The organism is Kocuria sp. HSID17590 (genome assembly GCF_003989485.1).
Taxonomy (GTDB): domain Bacteria; phylum Actinomycetota; class Actinomycetes; order Actinomycetales; family Micrococcaceae; genus Kocuria; species Kocuria salsicia.
In genome coordinates, this window is record NZ_RBMB01000013.1 from 26,525 (window position 1) to 43,273 (window position 16,749).

Below are 16,749 nucleotides of genomic sequence, written 5' to 3' on the forward strand. Positions count from 1 at the left end.
CGCGGCTTTTGAGCCCTGCCCTTGAGCACCGAGCCAGAGCCCGGAGACCTGCCGCTCTCAGCGACGCCGCAGCCGGCGGGCCACCATGGCCGCCCGCGGAGCCAGGTCGCGCCACGAGACGGCGCACCAGGCGGTGAGGAAGCCGAGTGTGGCGAGCACCGTGGTGCCGATGCCCGGGTGGCTGTGCACGAGCCACAGTGCCGCCAGGATCAGCAGGTAGCCCAGGGCTACTCGCGTCATCAGCCCCGCCCAGCGCATGCGGTCGTGGATCCACACGATGACCAGGGGCCCCAGCGAGCTCAAGAGGCACCCGACCAGGTAGCCCACGGCCGCGGACATGATCCCGAGGCTCGGCCCCCACCACAGGACGGTGGCGATGCCGAGGACCAGGCCCAGGGCGTTGCAGCCGGCGAGCGCGCGGACACCCCAGCTCTCCCCGCCGTTGAGACGTGAGTTGGAGGCGTTGAAACTGGTGGCGGACACGGCGAAGAACAGGACGATCAGCAGGGGTACGGCGCCCTCGAACTCCTGGGCCCGGGCGTTGTAGAGCAGGTGGATCACGGGCCTGGCCCACAGGATCCCCACCCCGAACACCGGCAGGAACACGAGCACCATCACGCGCAGGATCGAGTCGAGCTGGCGCTTCATCCCCGCCATGTCCCCGGCGGTGTACATGCGGGCCACGGCGGGCGCGAGGGCCACCAGCATGGAGGAGGAGAGCATGCTCGCGGGGGTCGCGATGCTGACGGCGGCCGAGTACTGCCCCACGGCCAGCGGGGTGTCGTAGTGCTTGCCGAGCATCATGGACAGCTGCAGCAGCCCTGACGCCGTGATGATGTTGACCGCGGCCCACGCGGTGAACGAGTTGATCTGCCGCTTGAGGGACGCGGGCAGCTGGCCACCGGAGCGCCGGGGCCAGCCCGGGACGGCGTAGCAGAGGTAGCCGATGCTCAGGGGCAGGAGCAGCAGCGGCGTGAAGCCGCCCAGCAGCACGACCAGCAGCAGGGTGAGGGTGATGCCAGAGCTGATGCAGTCCCAGATGGCGGTGGTGACGAACTGGTTGTTGCCGGTGCGCACGCCGCGCACGAAGTTGTACGCGGACAGGGCGACCACGAGCAGACCCGCGGAGAGCGCGTAGCTCAGCGGCAGGTGCAGGAACCAGGTGGCGATCACCACGGCGGCGACGGCCAGGACCGCTGAGGCGAGGGCCGCGGTGCGGGAGGTGTAGACCGCCACGGACAGCTGCTCCTCGCGGTGCTGCTGCCCGCGCGCCATGGCGATGAACTTCGAGGCCGCGTTGCCGGAGGCCTGGGGCCACAACAGCACCAGGAACAGCGCGAGGGAGATGGCCAGGTTGACCTGTCCCAGGATCTCGCTGCCCAGGACGTTGCCCACCAGCAGGCTGTACCCGAAACGCGAGAGCCCCTGGACGAACACGGCCACCACGGTCAGCGCGAACGAGGAGCCCAGGGGGTTGTCCCTGTTCTCGTGGTTGGGCGGGGGGAAGAGGATGCCCCGCCATCGGCCAGTGTGTGGGGCATCTGCAGGGGGCGTGGTCATCACGAGGATTCTATGCCACGGACCGGACCGCACGGTTTCACCGGCCACCCGATCAAGGGTCTCTCAGTAGAGTGGGGACATGCGAATTCTGGTGGTTTCCACATGGTATCCGCATCAGGACGCCCCCTTCCGCACCCCTTTCATTCCTCGCCACGTGAGAGCCATTGCCCGGGACCATGAAGTGCACGTGATCCACGTGCGGCTCATGGATCGTGCTGCTCCATCGGAGGACACGTACCAGGGGATCGGTGTCACGAGGGTCGGGTTCGATCCACGTACGCCAGCCAGCATCCTGCGCACGCTCCGCGTGATCCGCAGGTGGGCGAGAACGGCAGACGTGGTGCACACCATGGCGTTCTCAGCCGCTCTGGTCGCCGCTCCCTTGCTCCTGCGCAAACCGTGGGTCCACACCGAGCACTGGAACGGCGTTCTGTTCCCGGAACACGTGAACACGCTCTGGCAACGGGTGGCCTGGTTGCGCCACGTCTTGCGGCTGCCAAACGTGGTCACGGGCGTGAGCACCCTCATGACACGCACACTCGACGAGTTCGCCAGGCCGGGTGCCACCCAGCTCGTGGGCAACGTGGTGGAGTCCCGTGACAAGGTGGTCCCCGCTCCGTCGGATTCGCTGCGCCTGATCGGGGTGGGTGCCGCTACCGAGCACAAGGGTGCGGAACTGGCCGTGGAGACCGTGGCGCTGCTCCGCTCCCGTGGTCATGAGGCCTCCCTGAGGTGGGACGGCGACGGCCCGAGGCGGGCCGAGGCACTGCGTCGAGCTCAGGAGCTCGGCATTGCGGAGCACGTCGATTTCCCCGGCTTCCGTGGTCCCGAAGAACTGTGGGACGACCTTGAGCGGGCGTCCGTCTTCATTCTCCCTTCCAAGTCCGAGACGTTTTGCGTGGCGGCCGCCGAGGCTCTGGCCGCTGGTCGGCCCGTGGTGATGGGCGCGGAAGGCGGGCAGAGGGACTTCATCACCCCGGACAACGGCCGCATGGTCACCGAGCGCACCCCAGAGGCCTTCGGCGAGGCAGTCCTGCAGGTTGCGCAGGACCCAAGGATCGTTCCGCCCCACGAGCTGGCCGAGCGGATCCGCACTCGCTACGGGTTTGACGCCGTTGCAGACCAGTTCACCGGAATCTACCGATCCATCAGCTGAAAACCTGCAGGGGCGTCGACCCGACCCTGGGAGGGCGAAAGCCTGGCACGGTACTTTGACCCAGTGCTCCGACGGCCTATAGGCTGGACTTCGTTGTTTCTCAGGTCCTGACCCGGGAGACCACGTGGAGACGTGCCAGAGCGGCCGAATGGACTTCACTGCTAATGAAGGGCTCGGTTTAACCCCGGGCCGGGGGTTCAAATCCCCCCGTCTCCGCCAGTGCCGGTCCCGCGAGTTCGCGGGACGGACCACGAAAGCCGCGGGCCCACGAGAGTGGACCCGCGGCTTTCGTCGTGTACGGGGCCCGGTGACCGTCCCCTGCGGTCAGGCTGCCCCGCAAGGTGGTGCGGTCGCCGGGAGGGCAGGCGGCCGCCGGGGCGTCACGCGGCGTCGTCACCCGTCCGGGAGAGCTCCGTGGGCTCGCCGCGGCGCATGAAGCAGGTCAGCACCAGCACGGCCACTGCGATCACGGTGGCCGTGACGAACGCGGCGTGCACGCCCGGGATGGAGTCCGTGACGGTGCTGCCGTCCGCGCGCTGCGAGACCACGGTGCCGGCCTGCAGCACCCCCACGAGCAGCGCCGTCCCGGCGCCGCCGGCCACCTGCTGCAGCGTGGAGAGCGTGGCCGAGCCGTGCGAGTACAGGTGCGGGGGCAGCGGGTTCAGTCCGGAGGTGAAGGCCGGGGTGAAGATCAGCGCCAGGCCCACCGACATCGCGATCTGCAGGGTCACGATCCACCACACGGGGGTGTCCGTCTGCAGGCGGGAGAAGCCGAACATCACGAGCACCAGCAGGGCGGCGCCGGGAACGGACAGCGGGCGGGGTCCCCACGCGTCGAACAGGCGTCCGACCACCGGGCCCAGCAGCCCCATGACCAGTCCGCCGGGCAGCAGGATCAGTCCGGTCTCGAGGGTGTCCAGGCCGCGCCCGGTCTGCAGGTACAGGGGCAGCACGATCACGCCGCCGAACAGCGTCATCATGCCCAGCGCGAGCACCGCGACCGACACGGTGAAGTCTCGGTGGCGGAACGTGCGCATGTCCAGGAAGGGCTCGTCGCGCCGCTGCAGGACCAGCTGACGCCACACGAACAGCGCCACGAGCACCACTCCGAGCACCAGCACGGTGATTCCGCCGGCGGTCGAGGAGAGCCAGCTCGTGTGCCCGCCGGTCTCGGACCCGGCCGCGCCCACCGCGGAGAGCCCCTGCACGAGGGACCCGAAGCCCACCACGGACAGCGCCACGGAGACCAGGTCCAGGGTGAGCGTGCCGCGCTCGCTGACGTCCTTGAGTCGCACGAGCCCGATCACCAGCGCCAGCAGGGAGATGGGCAGCACGAACCAGAAGATAGTGCGCCACGGGAAGTGCGCCAGGATCACGCCGGACAGTGTGGGGCCGAGCGCGGGCGCCACCGAGATCACGATGGACACGTTGCCCATCACCACACCGCGCCGCTGCCTGGGCACGAGCATCAGGATGGTGGTCATCAGCAGGGGCAGCATGATCGCAGAGCCGAAGGCCTGGACCACGCGGGCCAGGATCAGCACACCGAAGCTGGGGGTCAGGGCGGCGAGCAGTGTACCCAGGGAGAAGCTGCCCATGGCCAGGGCGAAGACCGTGCGGGTGCCGAAGCGCTGCAGCAGGAACCCCGTGGTGGGGATGACCACGGACATGGTGAGCATGAAGGAGGTGGTCACCCACTGGACGGTCGCCGCGCTCACGGCCATGTCCGCCATGATGTGCGGCAGGGCCACGTTGAGGACGGTCTCGTTGAGGATCACCACGAACGCGGCCACAAGCAGCACGGCAATGGTCGCGGTGGTCCCGGCGGTGGACTGCGGGCGTTCTTCGGTCGGTGCGGCAGAGGGCATGAGGGGGCTCCGAGCGGTGAGAGGAGGCGGCATCCGCCCGCACGGAAGACCGGCGGGGGCCGCGCAAGCATAGCGGTGTGTCGCCACAGCGGCAAGAAAGTCACGGGCCTCAGGGAGGGGCGAGCAGCGGGGTGTCCCGAACCGTCTCCGCTCACGGGCTGGACGCCGTCCGCGGCCCCGGGAGACTCGGGCCCCCTTCACAATTCGGGGAACTCCGTGTTTGCTCTCGCATATCTACGTGGATGGATACACTTCGGAAGCAGCACCAGGTCCACCCCCACCCGCCTGGGTACGATGCGTACCGGGCCCGGGTCTGAGCAGGAGGAGCGGGTATGGGCAACGCACGAGTGCGCGGTTGGATTGCTGCGGGACTGTCGGCGGCCGTGATCGCCACGGCGGGACCCGCAGCGGCGGCACCCCCGGGCGGAACGACGTCGTCGGGGGAGCAGGCCGCGCAGGTGCAGCCGGCGGTGGGTGGAGGAGTGGCATCCCTGGGACGGGGTCCGGCGGGGCAGGGGCGTGTGCTCCCGGAGACCGACCGGTTCGTCGTGGAGTACAAGCAGGATGTGCCCCAGGAGCGCCGCAGCGCCGCGCTCGCGCAGGCCGCCCAGGCAAGCGACCTCCCCCGCGCGAAGACGGTCCGGACCACGGGCAGCGGCGAGGACGTCGTGGAGACGGACACCATGCTCTCCCCGGCGGAGCAGAAGGACATGGTGGCCGCCATCGAGGCGAACCCCGCCGTGGAGTCCGCCGAGCCCGACCAGATCGTGGTGGGGGCGCTCGCCGCGACACCTCCCGCCACCCCGAACGACACGAACTGGAACTACCAGTGGGGTCCGCGCAACATCGGCGTGCCGAACGCATGGTGGCAGGGCACCGGTCAGGGCGTGGTGATCGGCATTGCGGACACCGGCCAGACCAACCACCCGGACCTCAACGCCAAGACGGTGCCCGGCTACGACTTCCTCTCGGACACCTACCACTCGCGGGACGGCAACGGACGTGACGCGAACCCGCAGGACCAGGGGGACTGGAGCCCGGGGCGGCCGTCCTGGTGGCACGGCTCGCACGTGGCGGGCATTGCCGCCGCCCAGACGAACAACCGGGCGGGGATCGCCGGTGTGGCCCCTGACGCGAAGATCCAGCACGCGCGCGTGCTCGGGGCGGACGGCCGCGGGTACGTCTCCGACATCGCGGACGGTGTGATGTGGTCCGCGGGCATCTCCGTCCCCGGAGTGCCCCGGAACACGAACCCGGCCAAGGTGGTCAACCTCTCGGAGGCGTGGGACTCCGGGACGTGCCCCGCGGTGATGCAGAACGCGATCAACCGGATGCACGCGATCAACGTGCCGCTCGTCGTGGCCGCCGGCAACGCGGCCAAGAGCGCGAACCTGGCCTCGCCCGCCAACTGCGGGGGCGCCATCGTGGTGGGGGCCACGAACTCCCGCAACCAGCTCACGGGATACACGAACTGGGGGCCCATGCTCGACGTCGTGGCACCCGGGGGAGACGCGAGTTCCCCCATCTGGTCCACGGTGAACACGGGCACCTACGCGATCGGCAAGCCGGCCTACGGAGACCTCAGCGGAACCTCCATGGCGGCACCGCACGTGGCCGGGGTGATCGCGATCATGAAGGAGCGGAACCCGGACCTGGGGGTGGAGGCCATCCGGAGCACCCTTCGCAGCACCGGTTCGAACGTCAGCGGCTACCGGAAGGTGAACGGCGCCGCCGCGGCCCGGGCTGTGGCCAGGGCGAAGCCCACCGTGCACGGGGCCATTGCCACCTACTACAACGCGCACGGAGGCGCCGCAGCCATGGGTGCCCCGACCACCTGGGAGCTGAGCACGGGAGTGGGTGGGGTGGTGCAGACCTTCACGAAGAACGGCAGGGCCACCAGCATCTACTGGTCCCACGAGACCGGCGCGCACAGGGTCGAGACCTGGAAAGGCATCGGGACCCGCTACTCGCGACTGGGCGGTCCGGCCGCCTTCGGGCTGCCCGCCAAGGACGAGCTGCCCACGAGCACCGCAGGGGCCTACCAGAACTTCGTGCGCCCGGGGACGACGCAGACCACCAAGATCATCTGGAGTGCGGCGACCGGGGCGCAGCCCGTCGTGGAGACGTCGGCCATCGGCAAGCAGTGGGCCCGCGACGGCCACGAGGCGGGCAGCGGCTACCCCACCTCGCCCGAGGTGAAGACCGCCGCGGGTGCCTACCAGCGCTTCCGCACCGTGAAGACCGGTGAGATCACGCAGTACACCTGGACGCGGAGCACCGGGAAGGTGGTCCGCACCGCGCTCCGCTGACGGGACCCCGCCCGGGTCGTTGCCCGGACACGGGAGGGTACGACGCCGGGCGCGCCCGCCCGCGCCCCGCTCACGCCGGCGTGCGGCGTCGATATCCTGGACGGCATGGGTATTCAGCAGCGCGTGGTGGTGGTGGGGGCCGGCCCCCGTGGTCTGTCGGTGGTGGAACGGCTCGCGGCGCACTCGGCGAGCAGCGGAGCCCGCGTGCACGTGGACCTCGTGGACCCCTTCCCGCCGGGACCGGGCCACGTGTGGCGCACCGACCAGTCCGAGCTGTTCCTCATGAACACCCCGTCCCTGTTCCCCACGGTCCTCGCGGGGGAGGGCGTGCTGGACGTGCCCTCGCCGGAGCCGCTGCGGGGGATGAGCTTCGAGAGGTGGCGCCGCGGCGTCGTCGACGGCCGGATCACGCCCACCACGCCGCTGGCGGCGGAGCAGGTGCGGGCGCTCGCCGAGCTCTCGCCCCAGGGGTACCCGCCGCGGGCCGTCTACGGGCGCTACCTCGAGTGGGTGTTCGAGACCCTGCGGCAGAACCTCCCCGCGGGCATGGTGCTGGAGGTCCACCGCGGCGAGGCCGTGGACGCGTGGGTCCGCTCGGACGGCCGGCACCGGTACGCGGTGGAGCTCGCGGGCGGCCACGTGCTGCCGGCGGACGCCGTGGTCCTCGCACTCGGGCACCTGGACGCGCACCTGCGGCCCTCCCAGAAGGACCTCGTGGACGGTGCCGCCGAGCACGGCCTGACCTACTGGCCCCCCACCGTGCCGGCCGATGCGTGGTGGTCGGAGGTGCCCAGCGGGGAGACCGTGCTGGTGCGGGGCATGGGGTTGAACTTCTGCGACGCGCTCGCCCAGCTCACGGAGGACCGCGGAGGCACCTTCACCCCGGCCCCGGACAACCCGGAACGGTTGGTCTACCACCCGTCGGGTCGCGAACCGCGCATCGTCGCGGGGTCCCGGCGAGGCACCCCGTACCGTGCCAAGCCCGCGCTGGCGGGCTACTACGCGGAGTCCCTGCAGACCCGCTTCTTCACGCTCGACGCCGTGCGCCGCCTCGCGGAGGAGGGCGGGACGCCCCTGTCCTTCGACCGCCAGCTGTGGCCGCTGATCCGCAAGGACGTGAACTGGAACTACTACGCGGTGCTGGCCCGCACCACCCCGGAGGCCTTCACCGCGGACCCGCACGAGTTCCTGCGCCGCCTGGACGCCATCCTCACGGACCCCCACGAGTCGCACTGGCCCAGCCGCATCGACGCCCTGATCTCGGAGTCCGTGGTGCCCGGCAGGCAGCTGCAGCAGGCGCGTCTGGCCCGCCCGTTCGAGGACGTCAGCTTCGCGAGCCACGACGAGTACGCGGCGGCGGTGGTCCACCACCTCGACCGGGACGTCAGCGGCTCCCTGCGCGGCGAGGACGACCCCACCAAGATGGCCATCGCCTCCCTGAACGCGGCGCGCACCGTGCTCAAGTGCGTGCTGGCGGAGATCGGGATCTCCGACTCCTCCTGGGTGCACGAGCTGCGCCGCGCGTTCGAGCCGCTCGTGGAGGGGCTGGCCTCCGGACCGCCGGTGCTGCGAATCCAGCAGCTCGCCGCGCTGACCCGCGCCGGGGTGGTCCGGTTCCTGGGCCCCGAGCCGCGCTTCGTCGTGGACCGCACCCAGGGCTGCTTCGTGGCGGCGTCCCCGTGGGTGGAGGCCGCGCCGGTGCGCTCGCGCTGGCTGATCGAGGCCATGTCGCCCACCAACGACGTCCACCGCAACATCTCCCCGCTGCTCACCCACATGCACGAGCGCGGACTGGTGCGCGGCAAGCTCATGGAGACCCGCGACGGCGCCAGCCCCGAGACCAGCACGGGCCTCGACGTCCGCGCGGAGCGCGCCCGTGGGGCGGGACAGGGCGACGCCGCCGCCCCCGGTTTCGTCTACCGCGCCGTGGGGGCGAAGGACACCGCGGAGCAGGGCATCTACGTGCTCGGCCTGCAGCTGTCCTCGGTGCAGTGGGGCGTGGCCATCGCCGCGGAGGCCGAGGCCCCGGCGCACCTCGGTGCACGCACGCTCGCGGACGCGGACCAGATCGCCCGGGACGTCCTCGTGGGGGTGCGTGCCGGGGCGTGAGGTTTCGGGGTGGACGACGACGCCGCGCAGCCGGGCAGGCGGCGTCGCCCGGGGTGCCGACGGGCGCTGCCGAGGTCTGGCTGGGCACCGCCGCGCGGGCGACGAAGCGCTGTCCCGTGCGGGGTAGTACGGCACGCCTCGCGCGGCGTCGTCGGACCCCGCAGAAACCTGACCCCGCAGAAACCTGAACGGGGGACTCAGCCCAGGACGGCCCGGGCGGTGCGCTCGTCCGTGACCAGGTGGGAGACGTACCCGGCCTGCAGTGCGGCGCGCAGCACCGGGACCTTTCCGGCCCCGCCGGCCACGCAGATCCGGATCTCCTTCTCGCGCAGGTCCGCCAGGGGGATCGAGACGGTGCGCTCGTCGAGCTCCGGCACCGCGGGGCGGCCCTGGGCGTCGATGAAGTGCGAGCACAGGTCTCCCACCGCGTGCCGGGCGATCGCCGTGCGCTCCGCCGTCGTGAGGTAGTCGCGCCCCAGCAGCGGTGCGTCCTGCGCCACGGAGCCCACCGTGAAGACGGCGGAGCGGGCGCTGCGGCCGAGGTCCAGGACGTACTCGATGTGCCGGTCCTGCTCCACGAGCCGCTTGACGCCCGGGCTGTCGAAGAGCACGGGCAGCGGCAGCGTGTGGGGGTAGGCGTTGAAGGCCGCGCACAGCAGCCGCACGGTCTCGTGGTGGCCCGCGAGGGGGGACCCCAGGCCGCTGCTGCCCTTGAGCTGGACCATCTGCACCCCGCTGCGCGGCTGCGGCGTCAGGGCCAGCGCCAGCGCCCGCATGGTGCGGCCCCACGTGATGCCCACGAGGTCGCCGTCCGCAACGTTCTCCTCGAGCACCTGGGCGCCCATGCCGCCGAGCTCGTGGAGCAGCTCGTCCTCGGTCCCCGCGGCGGCGACCACGCGGGCGTCGGCCAGCCCGAACGTGGCGCAGAGCCGACGGCCCACGTCCGAGGAGACCTCCCGGGGGTCGTGGATCTCGATGCTCACGAAACCGCGGTCCTTGGCGTGCTGGACCAGCTTGGAGACCGTGGGCCGGGAGAGCGAGAGCTGCCGTGCCACCTCCGTCTGGGACAGCCCGCGCTGGTAGTACAGCCGGGCCACCTCCAGGGACTGGGCGTCCCGGGGGTTCAGCTCCATGCGGCCGGCCGCCCCGTCCCGGTGGGGGCGTGGGCCCGGGTGCGCGGCGAGGCCGACGGGGACGGCGACGTCGTCGCCGTCGTGGGCGTCAGCGGTCGCGTCGTGCGGCCGGTCACGTCACAGCCCCATGATCACGCCGACGAGCGCGGCGTTGAGCATGTTGGTGAGGAACCCGCCCAGCAGGGCGAACATGCCCATCTGCGCCACGTCCCCGCGCCGGTCCGGTGCCAGCCCGCCGAAGGAGCCGATCTGGATGGCGATCGAGGAGAGGTTCGCGAAGCCGGCCAGGGCGAACGTGGTGATCAGGACGGACTGCGGGTCCATGTCCGGGATCGCGGGACCGAACGAGGTGTAGCCCACGAACTCGTTGAGGATCGTCTTCTGGCCGATGAAGTTGCCCACCTGCGCGGCGTCCTGCCACGGCACGCCGATGGCCCACGCGAGCGGCGAGAAGATGATGCCGAACAGCCCCTCCAGGGACCAGCCCTCGAATCCGAACAGCGAGCCGACCCAGCCGAGGACGGCGGAGCCGAACGCGATCAGCGCGATGAACGCGATGAGCAGGCAGCCGACGATCACGGCGATCCGTCCGCCGTTCAGGGCGCCGGTGCCGATCGCGTCGATCAGGTTCTTGGACTCGGTGTCCCGCACCTTCAGGACGTTGACGGAGGCCTCGGACTTCTCGGTCTCGGGCATCAGCGCCTTGGCGATCAGCAGCGAGCCGGGTGCGTTCATCACCGAGGCGGCCAGCAGGTACGGCAGCGGTGCACCCAGCAGGGAGTAGCCCACCAGGGTGGAGCCTGCCGCCGCGGCGAAGCCGCCGGTCATGCACGCGAACAGCTCGGAGCGGGTGAGCTTGCTCAGGTAGGGCTTGATCATCAGGGGCGCCTCGCTCTGCCCCAGGAAGATCACGGTGGAGGCGAACACGGACTCGATCTTGGAGGTGCCCATGATCTTGTTGAGCACGGTGCCCAGCACGTGCACGAAGACCTGGATGATCCGCAGGTAGTAGAGGGCGCTGATGAGCGCGCCCAGGAAGATGATCACGGGCAGCACGTTGAGCGCGAAGACGAAGCCGCTGTTCTCGCCCATGAGCCCGCCGAAGACGAACTCGGTGCCCTTGTTGGTGAAGCCGATCAGCCCCTGGACCAGCCCGGAGAACCACTTCAGGGCCTCGTAGCCCGGCCCCCACTTCAGGATCAGCAGCGCCACCCCGATCTGCAGGGCCAGGCCCACCGCGAGCGTGCGCCACTTGATGGCGCTGCGGTGGCGGGAGAGAAGAATGATGATGCCCAGGATCAGTGCGATCCCGATCAGGCCCTGGAAGCGGTCCACGGCGACCTCGGCTTTCGACTCCGGCGCGATGGCGACTCTGCCCCCGCGCGAACATTTGTCAAAACTATAGTTGACATTTTTTCCGACACGCCGCCTAGGATTGTTGGTGAACCGTGTCGCGGGTTCTGCACCCGCAGGGGCGCGGCGCCGTATCTACACGAGGGAGTGAGAACGATGGTCGAGGCGTTCGATGCCGTGGACGTGATCCGCATGAAGAGGGACCGCGAGACGCTGTCCCCGGAGGCCATCGACTGGGTGGTGGACGCGTACACGCGCGGTGTGGTCGCGGACGAGCAGATGTCCGCGCTGGCCATGGCCATCTTCCTCAACGGCATGGACCGCCCGGAGATCTCGCGCTGGACCCAGGCCATGATCGACTCCGGCGAGCGCATGAACTTCTCGGCGCTCTCCCGGCCCACCGCGGACAAGCACTCCACCGGTGGTGTGGGGGACAAGATCACCCTGCCGCTCGCCCCGCTCGTGGCGACCTTCGGAGTGGCCGTCCCGCAGCTCTCCGGCCGCGGTCTGGGCCACACCGGGGGCACGCTCGACAAGCTCGAGGCCATTCCGGGCTGGCGCGCGGACCTCTCGAACGAGCGGATGATGGAGATCCTGGACACCGTGGGCGCCGTGATCTGCGCGGCCGGCAGCGGCCTGGCCCCGGCGGACAAGAAGCTCTACGCCCTGCGGGACACCACGTCCACGGTCGAGTGCATTCCCCTGATCGCGTCCTCGATCATGTCCAAGAAGATCGCCGAGGGCACCGGCGCCCTCGTGCTGGACGTCAAGACCGGCCCCGGTGCGTTCATGAAGTCGGAGCAGGACGCCCGCGAGCTGGCCCGCACCATGGTGGACCTGGGCAAGGACCACGGGGTGGACACCGTGGCGCTGCTCACGGACATGTCCCGTCCCCTCGGGCGCACGGTGGGCAACGCCCTGGAGGTGCGCGAGTCGGTGGAGGTGCTGGCCGGCGGCGGCCCGAGCGACGTCGTCCGCCTGACCGTGGCGCTGGCGCGGGAGATGCTCGCGGCGGCCGGCGTGACGGACGCGGACCCGGAGGCGGCGCTGCAGGACGGCCGCGCCATGGACACCTGGAAGCGGATGATCGCCGCGCAGGACGGGGACCCGGACGCACCCCTGCCCCGGGCGAAGCACACGCAGGACGTGCTGGCCGAGACCGAGGGCGTGCTCACCGAGCTGGACGCCATGTCCGTGGGGGTCGCCTCGTGGCGGCTCGGCGCGGGCCGGGCACGGCAGGGAGACCCCGTGCAGGCGGGGGCCGGCGTGGAGATCCACGCGGTGCCGGGCGAGCGTGTGCGCAAGGGGCAGAAGCTGTTCACCCTCCACACGGACACCCCCGAGCGCTTCGACCGCGCGCTCGAGGCCATTGCGGAGGGTGCCACGATCGATCGGGAAGCGGCCGAGGGCACCGGCGCCCGGGAGGACGTCGTCCTGGACCGGATCGCCTGAGCACGTACTCGGCGTCCTGCGCACCCATGCGGACGGGGCGCTCCACGACCGCCGCTGGCGCGCACCGCGCCGCGGCACCACGAACCACCAAGGAGAAGCACATGATCACCCGCGCAGAGCTCGCCGCCATGGTCGACCACACCCTGCTCAAGCCCGAGGCCACCGCCGAGCAGGTCGCGGACCTCGCCCGTCAGGCCGCCAAGCTCGGGGCCTACTCGATCTGCGTGTCGCCCTCCCGCCTGGACGTGGAGCTGCCCGAGGGCGTGAAGCTCGCGACCGTGTGCGGCTTCCCCTCCGGTGCTCACCCCTCCGAGGTCAAGGCCGTGGAGGCCGCGGACTCCGTGGCCCAGGGCGCGGACGAGGTGGACATGGTCATCAACCTCGGGCTCGCGATGGACGGCAACTGGGACGGGGTGCGCGAGGACATCGAGTCGGTGCGCGCGGCGTGCCCCGAGCCCACCGTGCTGAAGGTCATCATCGAGTCCGCGGCGCTGAACGACGAGCAGATCGTCGCCGCGTGCCGGGCCGCCGAGGCTGCCGGTGCGGACTTCGTGAAGACCTCCACGGGCTTCCACCCCGCCGGTGGGGCGAGCGTGGAGGCCGTGCGGCTCATGGCCGAGACGGTCGGCGGCCGTCTGGGCGTGAAGGCCTCGGGTGGCATCCGCACCACGGAGGCAGCACTTTCCATGGTCGACGCCGGGGCCACCAGGCTGGGGCTCTCCGGCACGGCATCGGTACTGGAAGGACTGGATTCCTGATGAACCAGCAGCTTGCAGACCGCGTCGAGCAGTGGCTTGACCATGACCCCGACGAGCGCACCCGGGCCGAGCTGTCCACCGTGCTGGAGAAGGCCCAGGGCGGGGACGAGTCCGCGCTGACGGAGCTGGAGTCCCGCTTCGAAGGACCGCTCATGTTCGGCACCGCGGGGCTGCGTGCGGCGGTCGGCGCGGGGGAGTCCCGGATGAACCGCGCCGTGGTGATCCGGGCGAGCGCCGGGCTGGCCTCGTTCCTCGTGGAGCGGGTGGGCCCGGAGCCCCTCGTGGTGGTCGGTTGCGACGCCCGCCACGGCTCGGAGGACTTCGCCGCGGACGCCGCGGCTGTCTTCGCCGCGGCCGGTTGCCGCGCGGTGCGCCTGCCCGCCCAGCTGCCCACGCCCCTAGTGGCCTACGCCGTGCGTGAGCTCGGTGCGGACGCCGGCGTGATGGTCACGGCGTCCCACAACCCACCCGCGGACAACGGCTACAAGGTCTACCTCGGTGGGCGGGCCGTGGCTGGCGACGACGAGAAGGGCGTGCAGATCGTGCCGCCGGACGACGCCCGGATTGCCGAGCGCATCGCGGCGGCGCCCTTCGCGGATGAGGTCCCCCGCGACCCCGGGGCCGTGACCACCGCCGACGACGCCGTGCTCGACGGCTACGTGCGGCGCGCCGCCTCCCTGCGGACTGGTGCGGGTGAGGGCCAGGACGTCTCGATCGCCCTGACCCCAATGCACGGCGTGGGCCTGGGCACCGCGCTGCGGGTGCTGGACCAGGCGGGATTCCCGAACGTCTCGGTGGTGGCCGAGCAGGCCGAGCCGGACCCGGACTTCCCCACCGTGGCGTTCCCCAACCCCGAGGAGCCCGGGGCCATGGACCTGCTGATGGCGCTCGCGGCCCGTGAAGGCTCGGACGTGGCCATCGCCCTGGACCCGGACGCCGACCGCTGCGCCGTGGCCGTCCCCACCGGTGCCGGCACCGGCGACCCGCTGCAGGACTGGCGACGACTGAGCGGTGACGAGCTCGGAGCGCTGCTCGGTGAGGACGCCGCCGCGGATCCGGACCGCGCGGGGGACACCCTCGCGTGCTCGATCGTCTCCGGCCGCCTGCTGGGCCGCATCGCCGCGCAGCACGGCCTCACGTTCCGGCAGACCCTCACGGGCTTCAAGTGGATCGCCCGCACGCCCGGGCTGAGATTCGGCTACGAGGAGGCCATCGGCTACTGCACCGATCCCACGGCCGTGCGCGACAAGGACGGTGTCTCCACGGCGGTGCGCGTTGCCTCGCTCGTGGCCCGGCTCAAGGAGCGGGGCACCACGGTGCAGGACGAGCTGGACCGGCTCGCCCGGCAGCACGGGCTCTACGCGACCGCTCCGCTGACGTTCCGGGTGGCGGACCTCTCGCTCATCGCCCGCGGCATGGCCCGGCTGCGCGAGCACCCGCCCGCGGAACTCGCGGGCTCCCCGGTTGCGGAGTTCGTGGACCTCGCCGAGGGAAGCCCCGAGCTGCTGCCCACTGAGGGCGTTCTGATCCGCACGGAGGCGGACGACCGCGTGATCGTGCGCCCCTCCGGCACGGAGCCCAAGCTCAAGTGCTACCTCGAAGTGGTGCTGCCCGTGGCCAAGGGACAGGACGTCCCCCGCGCGGAGGCCGCCGAGCGGCTGCGGGCGATCAGCGAGCAGCTGCGGGAGGTCGTGGGGCTCTGAGCCCCACGTGAGCCCCCGCTGATCCCCGCGGCACCAACCACGAAGCCCCCGTCCCCTGAATGCTCAGAGGACGGGGGCTTCGTGGTTCCGCGGAAGGTAAGGGATTTGAACCCTTGGTACGGGGTTACCGCACACTGGTTTTCAAGACCAGCTCCTTAGGCCGCTCGGACAACCTTCCAGCTGTGCTCGGCCCGGGGCGGGCCCGGGCGAACGAGTCGTCATTATTCCACGCCCCGCGCCCGGGGTGCCACCGGCACGCACATCCGCCTGGCGCGCACCGGGGCCGCGGCGGGAGGATGAGGACGACCGAGACAGCGAGTGGAAGGACGTCCCATGCGAGCCGTACGAGATCTGCGTTCCGGTGGCCCCGAGGTGCTGGAGGTGGGGGAGGTCCCCGAGCCCGGTCTGACCCCGGACGGGGTGCTGATCGAGGTGACGGCCGCGGGCATCAACCGCGCGGACGTCCTGCAGCGCCAGGGCAACTACCCCGTTCCGCCGGGCGCCTCGGACGTCTTCGGGCTCGAGGTCTCGGGAACCGTCGTGGAGCTGGGCGCGGACGTGCCCGACGCCGCCGGGCTGGCGGTGGGGGACAGCGTCGTCGCGCTCGTGGATTCGGGTGGATACGCGGAGCGCGTCGTTGCGCCGTGGCCGCAGGTGCTGCCGCTGCCCGATGGCGTGGATCCCGTGGCCGCCGCGGGTCTGCCCGAGGTGGCCGCGACCGTGTTCTCCAACGTCTTCATGGCGGCGGCCGCGCGTGAGGGCGAGACCCTGCTGGTCCACGGCGGCGCCGGGGGGATCGGTACCCACGCGATCCAGGTGGCCCGGGCGCTCGGCATGACCGTGCTGACCACGGTGAGCAACGAGGAGAAGGCGCGCGTGGTGCGCGAGCTGGGTGCCCAGGCCATCAACTACCGGGAAGAGGATTTCGTGGAGCGCGTGCACGAGCTCACCGGGGGACGGGGCGCGGACGTGGTCCTCGACGTCGTCGGCGCCGCGTACCTGGGCCCGAACCTCGAGGCCCTCGCGACGAACGGGCGGATCGTGATCATCGGCATGCAGGGCGGAGCCAAGGGGGAGCTGAACGTCGGTCGGCTGCTGCAGAAGCGCGCGGCGGTCATCGGCACCACGCTGCGCGCCCGGCCCGCGGCGGAGAAGGCGAGCATCATGGCCGCGGTGCGCGAGCACGTGTGGCCGCTCGTGGCCTCGGGGAAGGTGCGCCCGCTCGTCTCCCGCACGTTCCCCCTGGAGCAGGTGCGCCGGGCCCACGAGCACTTCGACTCCGGCTCCCACGTGGGCAAGGTGCTGCTGACGGTGTGACCGGGGCGCGAGCCCCTCACCGTGCGAGTGG

General features: G+C 71.2%; 11 protein-coding genes and 2 tRNA genes. 8 read left to right on the forward strand and 5 right to left on the reverse strand.

What is annotated here, in order from left to right:
- Window positions 1-57 precede the first annotated feature (57 nt).
- Entirely contained in the window at window positions 58-1,560 is a 1,503-nt protein-coding gene (locus D8M39_RS06225) for a lipopolysaccharide biosynthesis protein (RefSeq protein ID WP_055082888.1), read from the reverse strand.
- Window positions 1,561-1,639: 79 nt separating this feature from the next.
- Here D8M39_RS06225 and D8M39_RS06230 point away from each other — a divergent pair, with 79 nt between their 5' ends.
- Both D8M39_RS06230 and D8M39_RS06235 read left to right on the forward strand, forming a co-directional pair.
- Window positions 1,640-2,716, forward strand: a complete 1,077-nt coding sequence (locus D8M39_RS06230; RefSeq protein ID WP_055082886.1) for a glycosyltransferase — start codon at window positions 1,640-1,642, stop codon at window positions 2,714-2,716.
- A gap of 126 nt (window positions 2,717-2,842) precedes the next feature.
- Window positions 2,843-2,935 (forward strand) — tRNA-Ser (locus D8M39_RS06235).
- A gap of 161 nt (window positions 2,936-3,096) precedes the next feature.
- Here the strand turns inward: D8M39_RS06235 and D8M39_RS06240 are convergent.
- Complete coding sequence (locus tag D8M39_RS06240; protein WP_238693983.1) at window positions 3,097-4,584, reverse strand: MDR family MFS transporter; 1,488 nt, start codon at window positions 4,582-4,584, stop codon at window positions 3,097-3,099.
- A gap of 332 nt (window positions 4,585-4,916) precedes the next feature.
- Between D8M39_RS06240 and D8M39_RS06245 the strand changes: the two genes are divergently transcribed.
- Complete coding sequence (locus tag D8M39_RS06245; RefSeq protein WP_126874647.1) at window positions 4,917-6,893, forward strand: S8 family serine peptidase; 1,977 nt, start codon at window positions 4,917-4,919, stop codon at window positions 6,891-6,893.
- A 105-nt stretch (window positions 6,894-6,998) separates the two neighbouring features.
- Window positions 6,999-9,002 (forward strand): FAD/NAD(P)-binding domain-containing protein, encoded by a 2,004-nt coding sequence (locus D8M39_RS06250; protein ID WP_126874648.1) that lies wholly within the window; start codon window positions 6,999-7,001, stop codon window positions 9,000-9,002.
- 197 nt (window positions 9,003-9,199) lie between these two features.
- Here D8M39_RS06250 and D8M39_RS06255 read toward each other — a convergent pair whose 3' ends face one another.
- Both D8M39_RS06255 and D8M39_RS06260 read right to left on the reverse strand, forming a co-directional pair.
- Window positions 9,200-10,135 carry a sugar-binding transcriptional regulator gene (locus tag D8M39_RS06255; RefSeq protein ID WP_094393514.1) on the reverse strand — a complete coding sequence of 312 codons (936 nt, stop codon included), beginning with the start codon at window positions 10,133-10,135 and terminating at the stop codon, window positions 9,200-9,202.
- A 117-nt stretch (window positions 10,136-10,252) separates the two neighbouring features.
- Window positions 10,253-11,470: a NupC/NupG family nucleoside CNT transporter gene (locus D8M39_RS06260; protein ID WP_055084139.1), complete on the reverse strand. Its 1,218-nt coding sequence runs from the start codon at window positions 11,468-11,470 to the stop codon at window positions 10,253-10,255.
- A 174-nt stretch (window positions 11,471-11,644) separates the two neighbouring features.
- Between D8M39_RS06260 and D8M39_RS06265 the strand changes: the two genes are divergently transcribed.
- The 3 genes from D8M39_RS06265 to D8M39_RS06275 all read left to right on the forward strand — a co-directional run bounded on the left by D8M39_RS06265 (window position 11,645) and on the right by D8M39_RS06275 (window position 15,401).
- Window positions 11,645-12,940 (forward strand): thymidine phosphorylase, encoded by a 1,296-nt coding sequence (locus tag D8M39_RS06265; RefSeq protein WP_055084137.1) that lies wholly within the window; start codon window positions 11,645-11,647, stop codon window positions 12,938-12,940.
- Window positions 12,941-13,041: 101 nt separating this feature from the next.
- Window positions 13,042-13,698, forward strand: a complete 657-nt coding sequence (gene deoC, locus D8M39_RS06270; RefSeq protein WP_126874649.1) for a deoxyribose-phosphate aldolase — start codon at window positions 13,042-13,044, stop codon at window positions 13,696-13,698.
- Window positions 13,698-15,401 (forward strand): phospho-sugar mutase, encoded by a 1,704-nt coding sequence (locus D8M39_RS06275; protein ID WP_174233405.1) that lies wholly within the window; start codon window positions 13,698-13,700, stop codon window positions 15,399-15,401. The genes deoC and D8M39_RS06275 overlap by 1 nt, the downstream gene beginning before the upstream one ends.
- A gap of 90 nt (window positions 15,402-15,491) precedes the next feature.
- Here D8M39_RS06275 and D8M39_RS06280 read toward each other — a convergent pair.
- Window positions 15,492-15,579, reverse strand: a tRNA-Ser gene (locus tag D8M39_RS06280).
- A gap of 155 nt (window positions 15,580-15,734) precedes the next feature.
- Between D8M39_RS06280 and D8M39_RS06285 the strand changes: the two genes are divergently transcribed.
- Window positions 15,735-16,718, forward strand: a complete 984-nt coding sequence (locus D8M39_RS06285; protein ID WP_126874650.1) for an NAD(P)H-quinone oxidoreductase — start codon at window positions 15,735-15,737, stop codon at window positions 16,716-16,718.
- The last annotated feature ends 31 nt before the right edge of the window (window positions 16,719-16,749 follow it).

Bases quoted from the DNA above. Each gene is read 5' to 3' on its own strand.
- D8M39_RS06225 (WP_055082888.1), bottom strand. From the start codon at position 1,560: ATGACCACGCCCCCTGCAGATGCCCCACACACTGGCCGATGGCGGGGC.
- D8M39_RS06230 (WP_055082886.1), top strand. From the start codon at position 1,640: ATGCGAATTCTGGTGGTTTCCACATGGTATCCGCATCAGGACGCCCCC.
- D8M39_RS06240 (WP_238693983.1), bottom strand. From the start codon at position 4,584: ATGCCCTCTGCCGCACCGACCGAAGAACGCCCGCAGTCCACCGCCGGG.
- D8M39_RS06245 (WP_126874647.1), top strand. From the start codon at position 4,917: ATGGGCAACGCACGAGTGCGCGGTTGGATTGCTGCGGGACTGTCGGCG.
- D8M39_RS06250 (WP_126874648.1), top strand. From the start codon at position 6,999: ATGGGTATTCAGCAGCGCGTGGTGGTGGTGGGGGCCGGCCCCCGTGGT.
- D8M39_RS06255 (WP_094393514.1), bottom strand. From the start codon at position 10,135: ATGGAGCTGAACCCCCGGGACGCCCAGTCCCTGGAGGTGGCCCGGCTG.
- D8M39_RS06265 (WP_055084137.1), top strand. From the start codon at position 11,645: ATGGTCGAGGCGTTCGATGCCGTGGACGTGATCCGCATGAAGAGGGAC.
- deoC (WP_126874649.1), top strand. From the start codon at position 13,042: ATGATCACCCGCGCAGAGCTCGCCGCCATGGTCGACCACACCCTGCTC.
- D8M39_RS06275 (WP_174233405.1), top strand. From the start codon at position 13,698: ATGAACCAGCAGCTTGCAGACCGCGTCGAGCAGTGGCTTGACCATGAC.
- D8M39_RS06285 (WP_126874650.1), top strand. From the start codon at position 15,735: ATGCGAGCCGTACGAGATCTGCGTTCCGGTGGCCCCGAGGTGCTGGAG.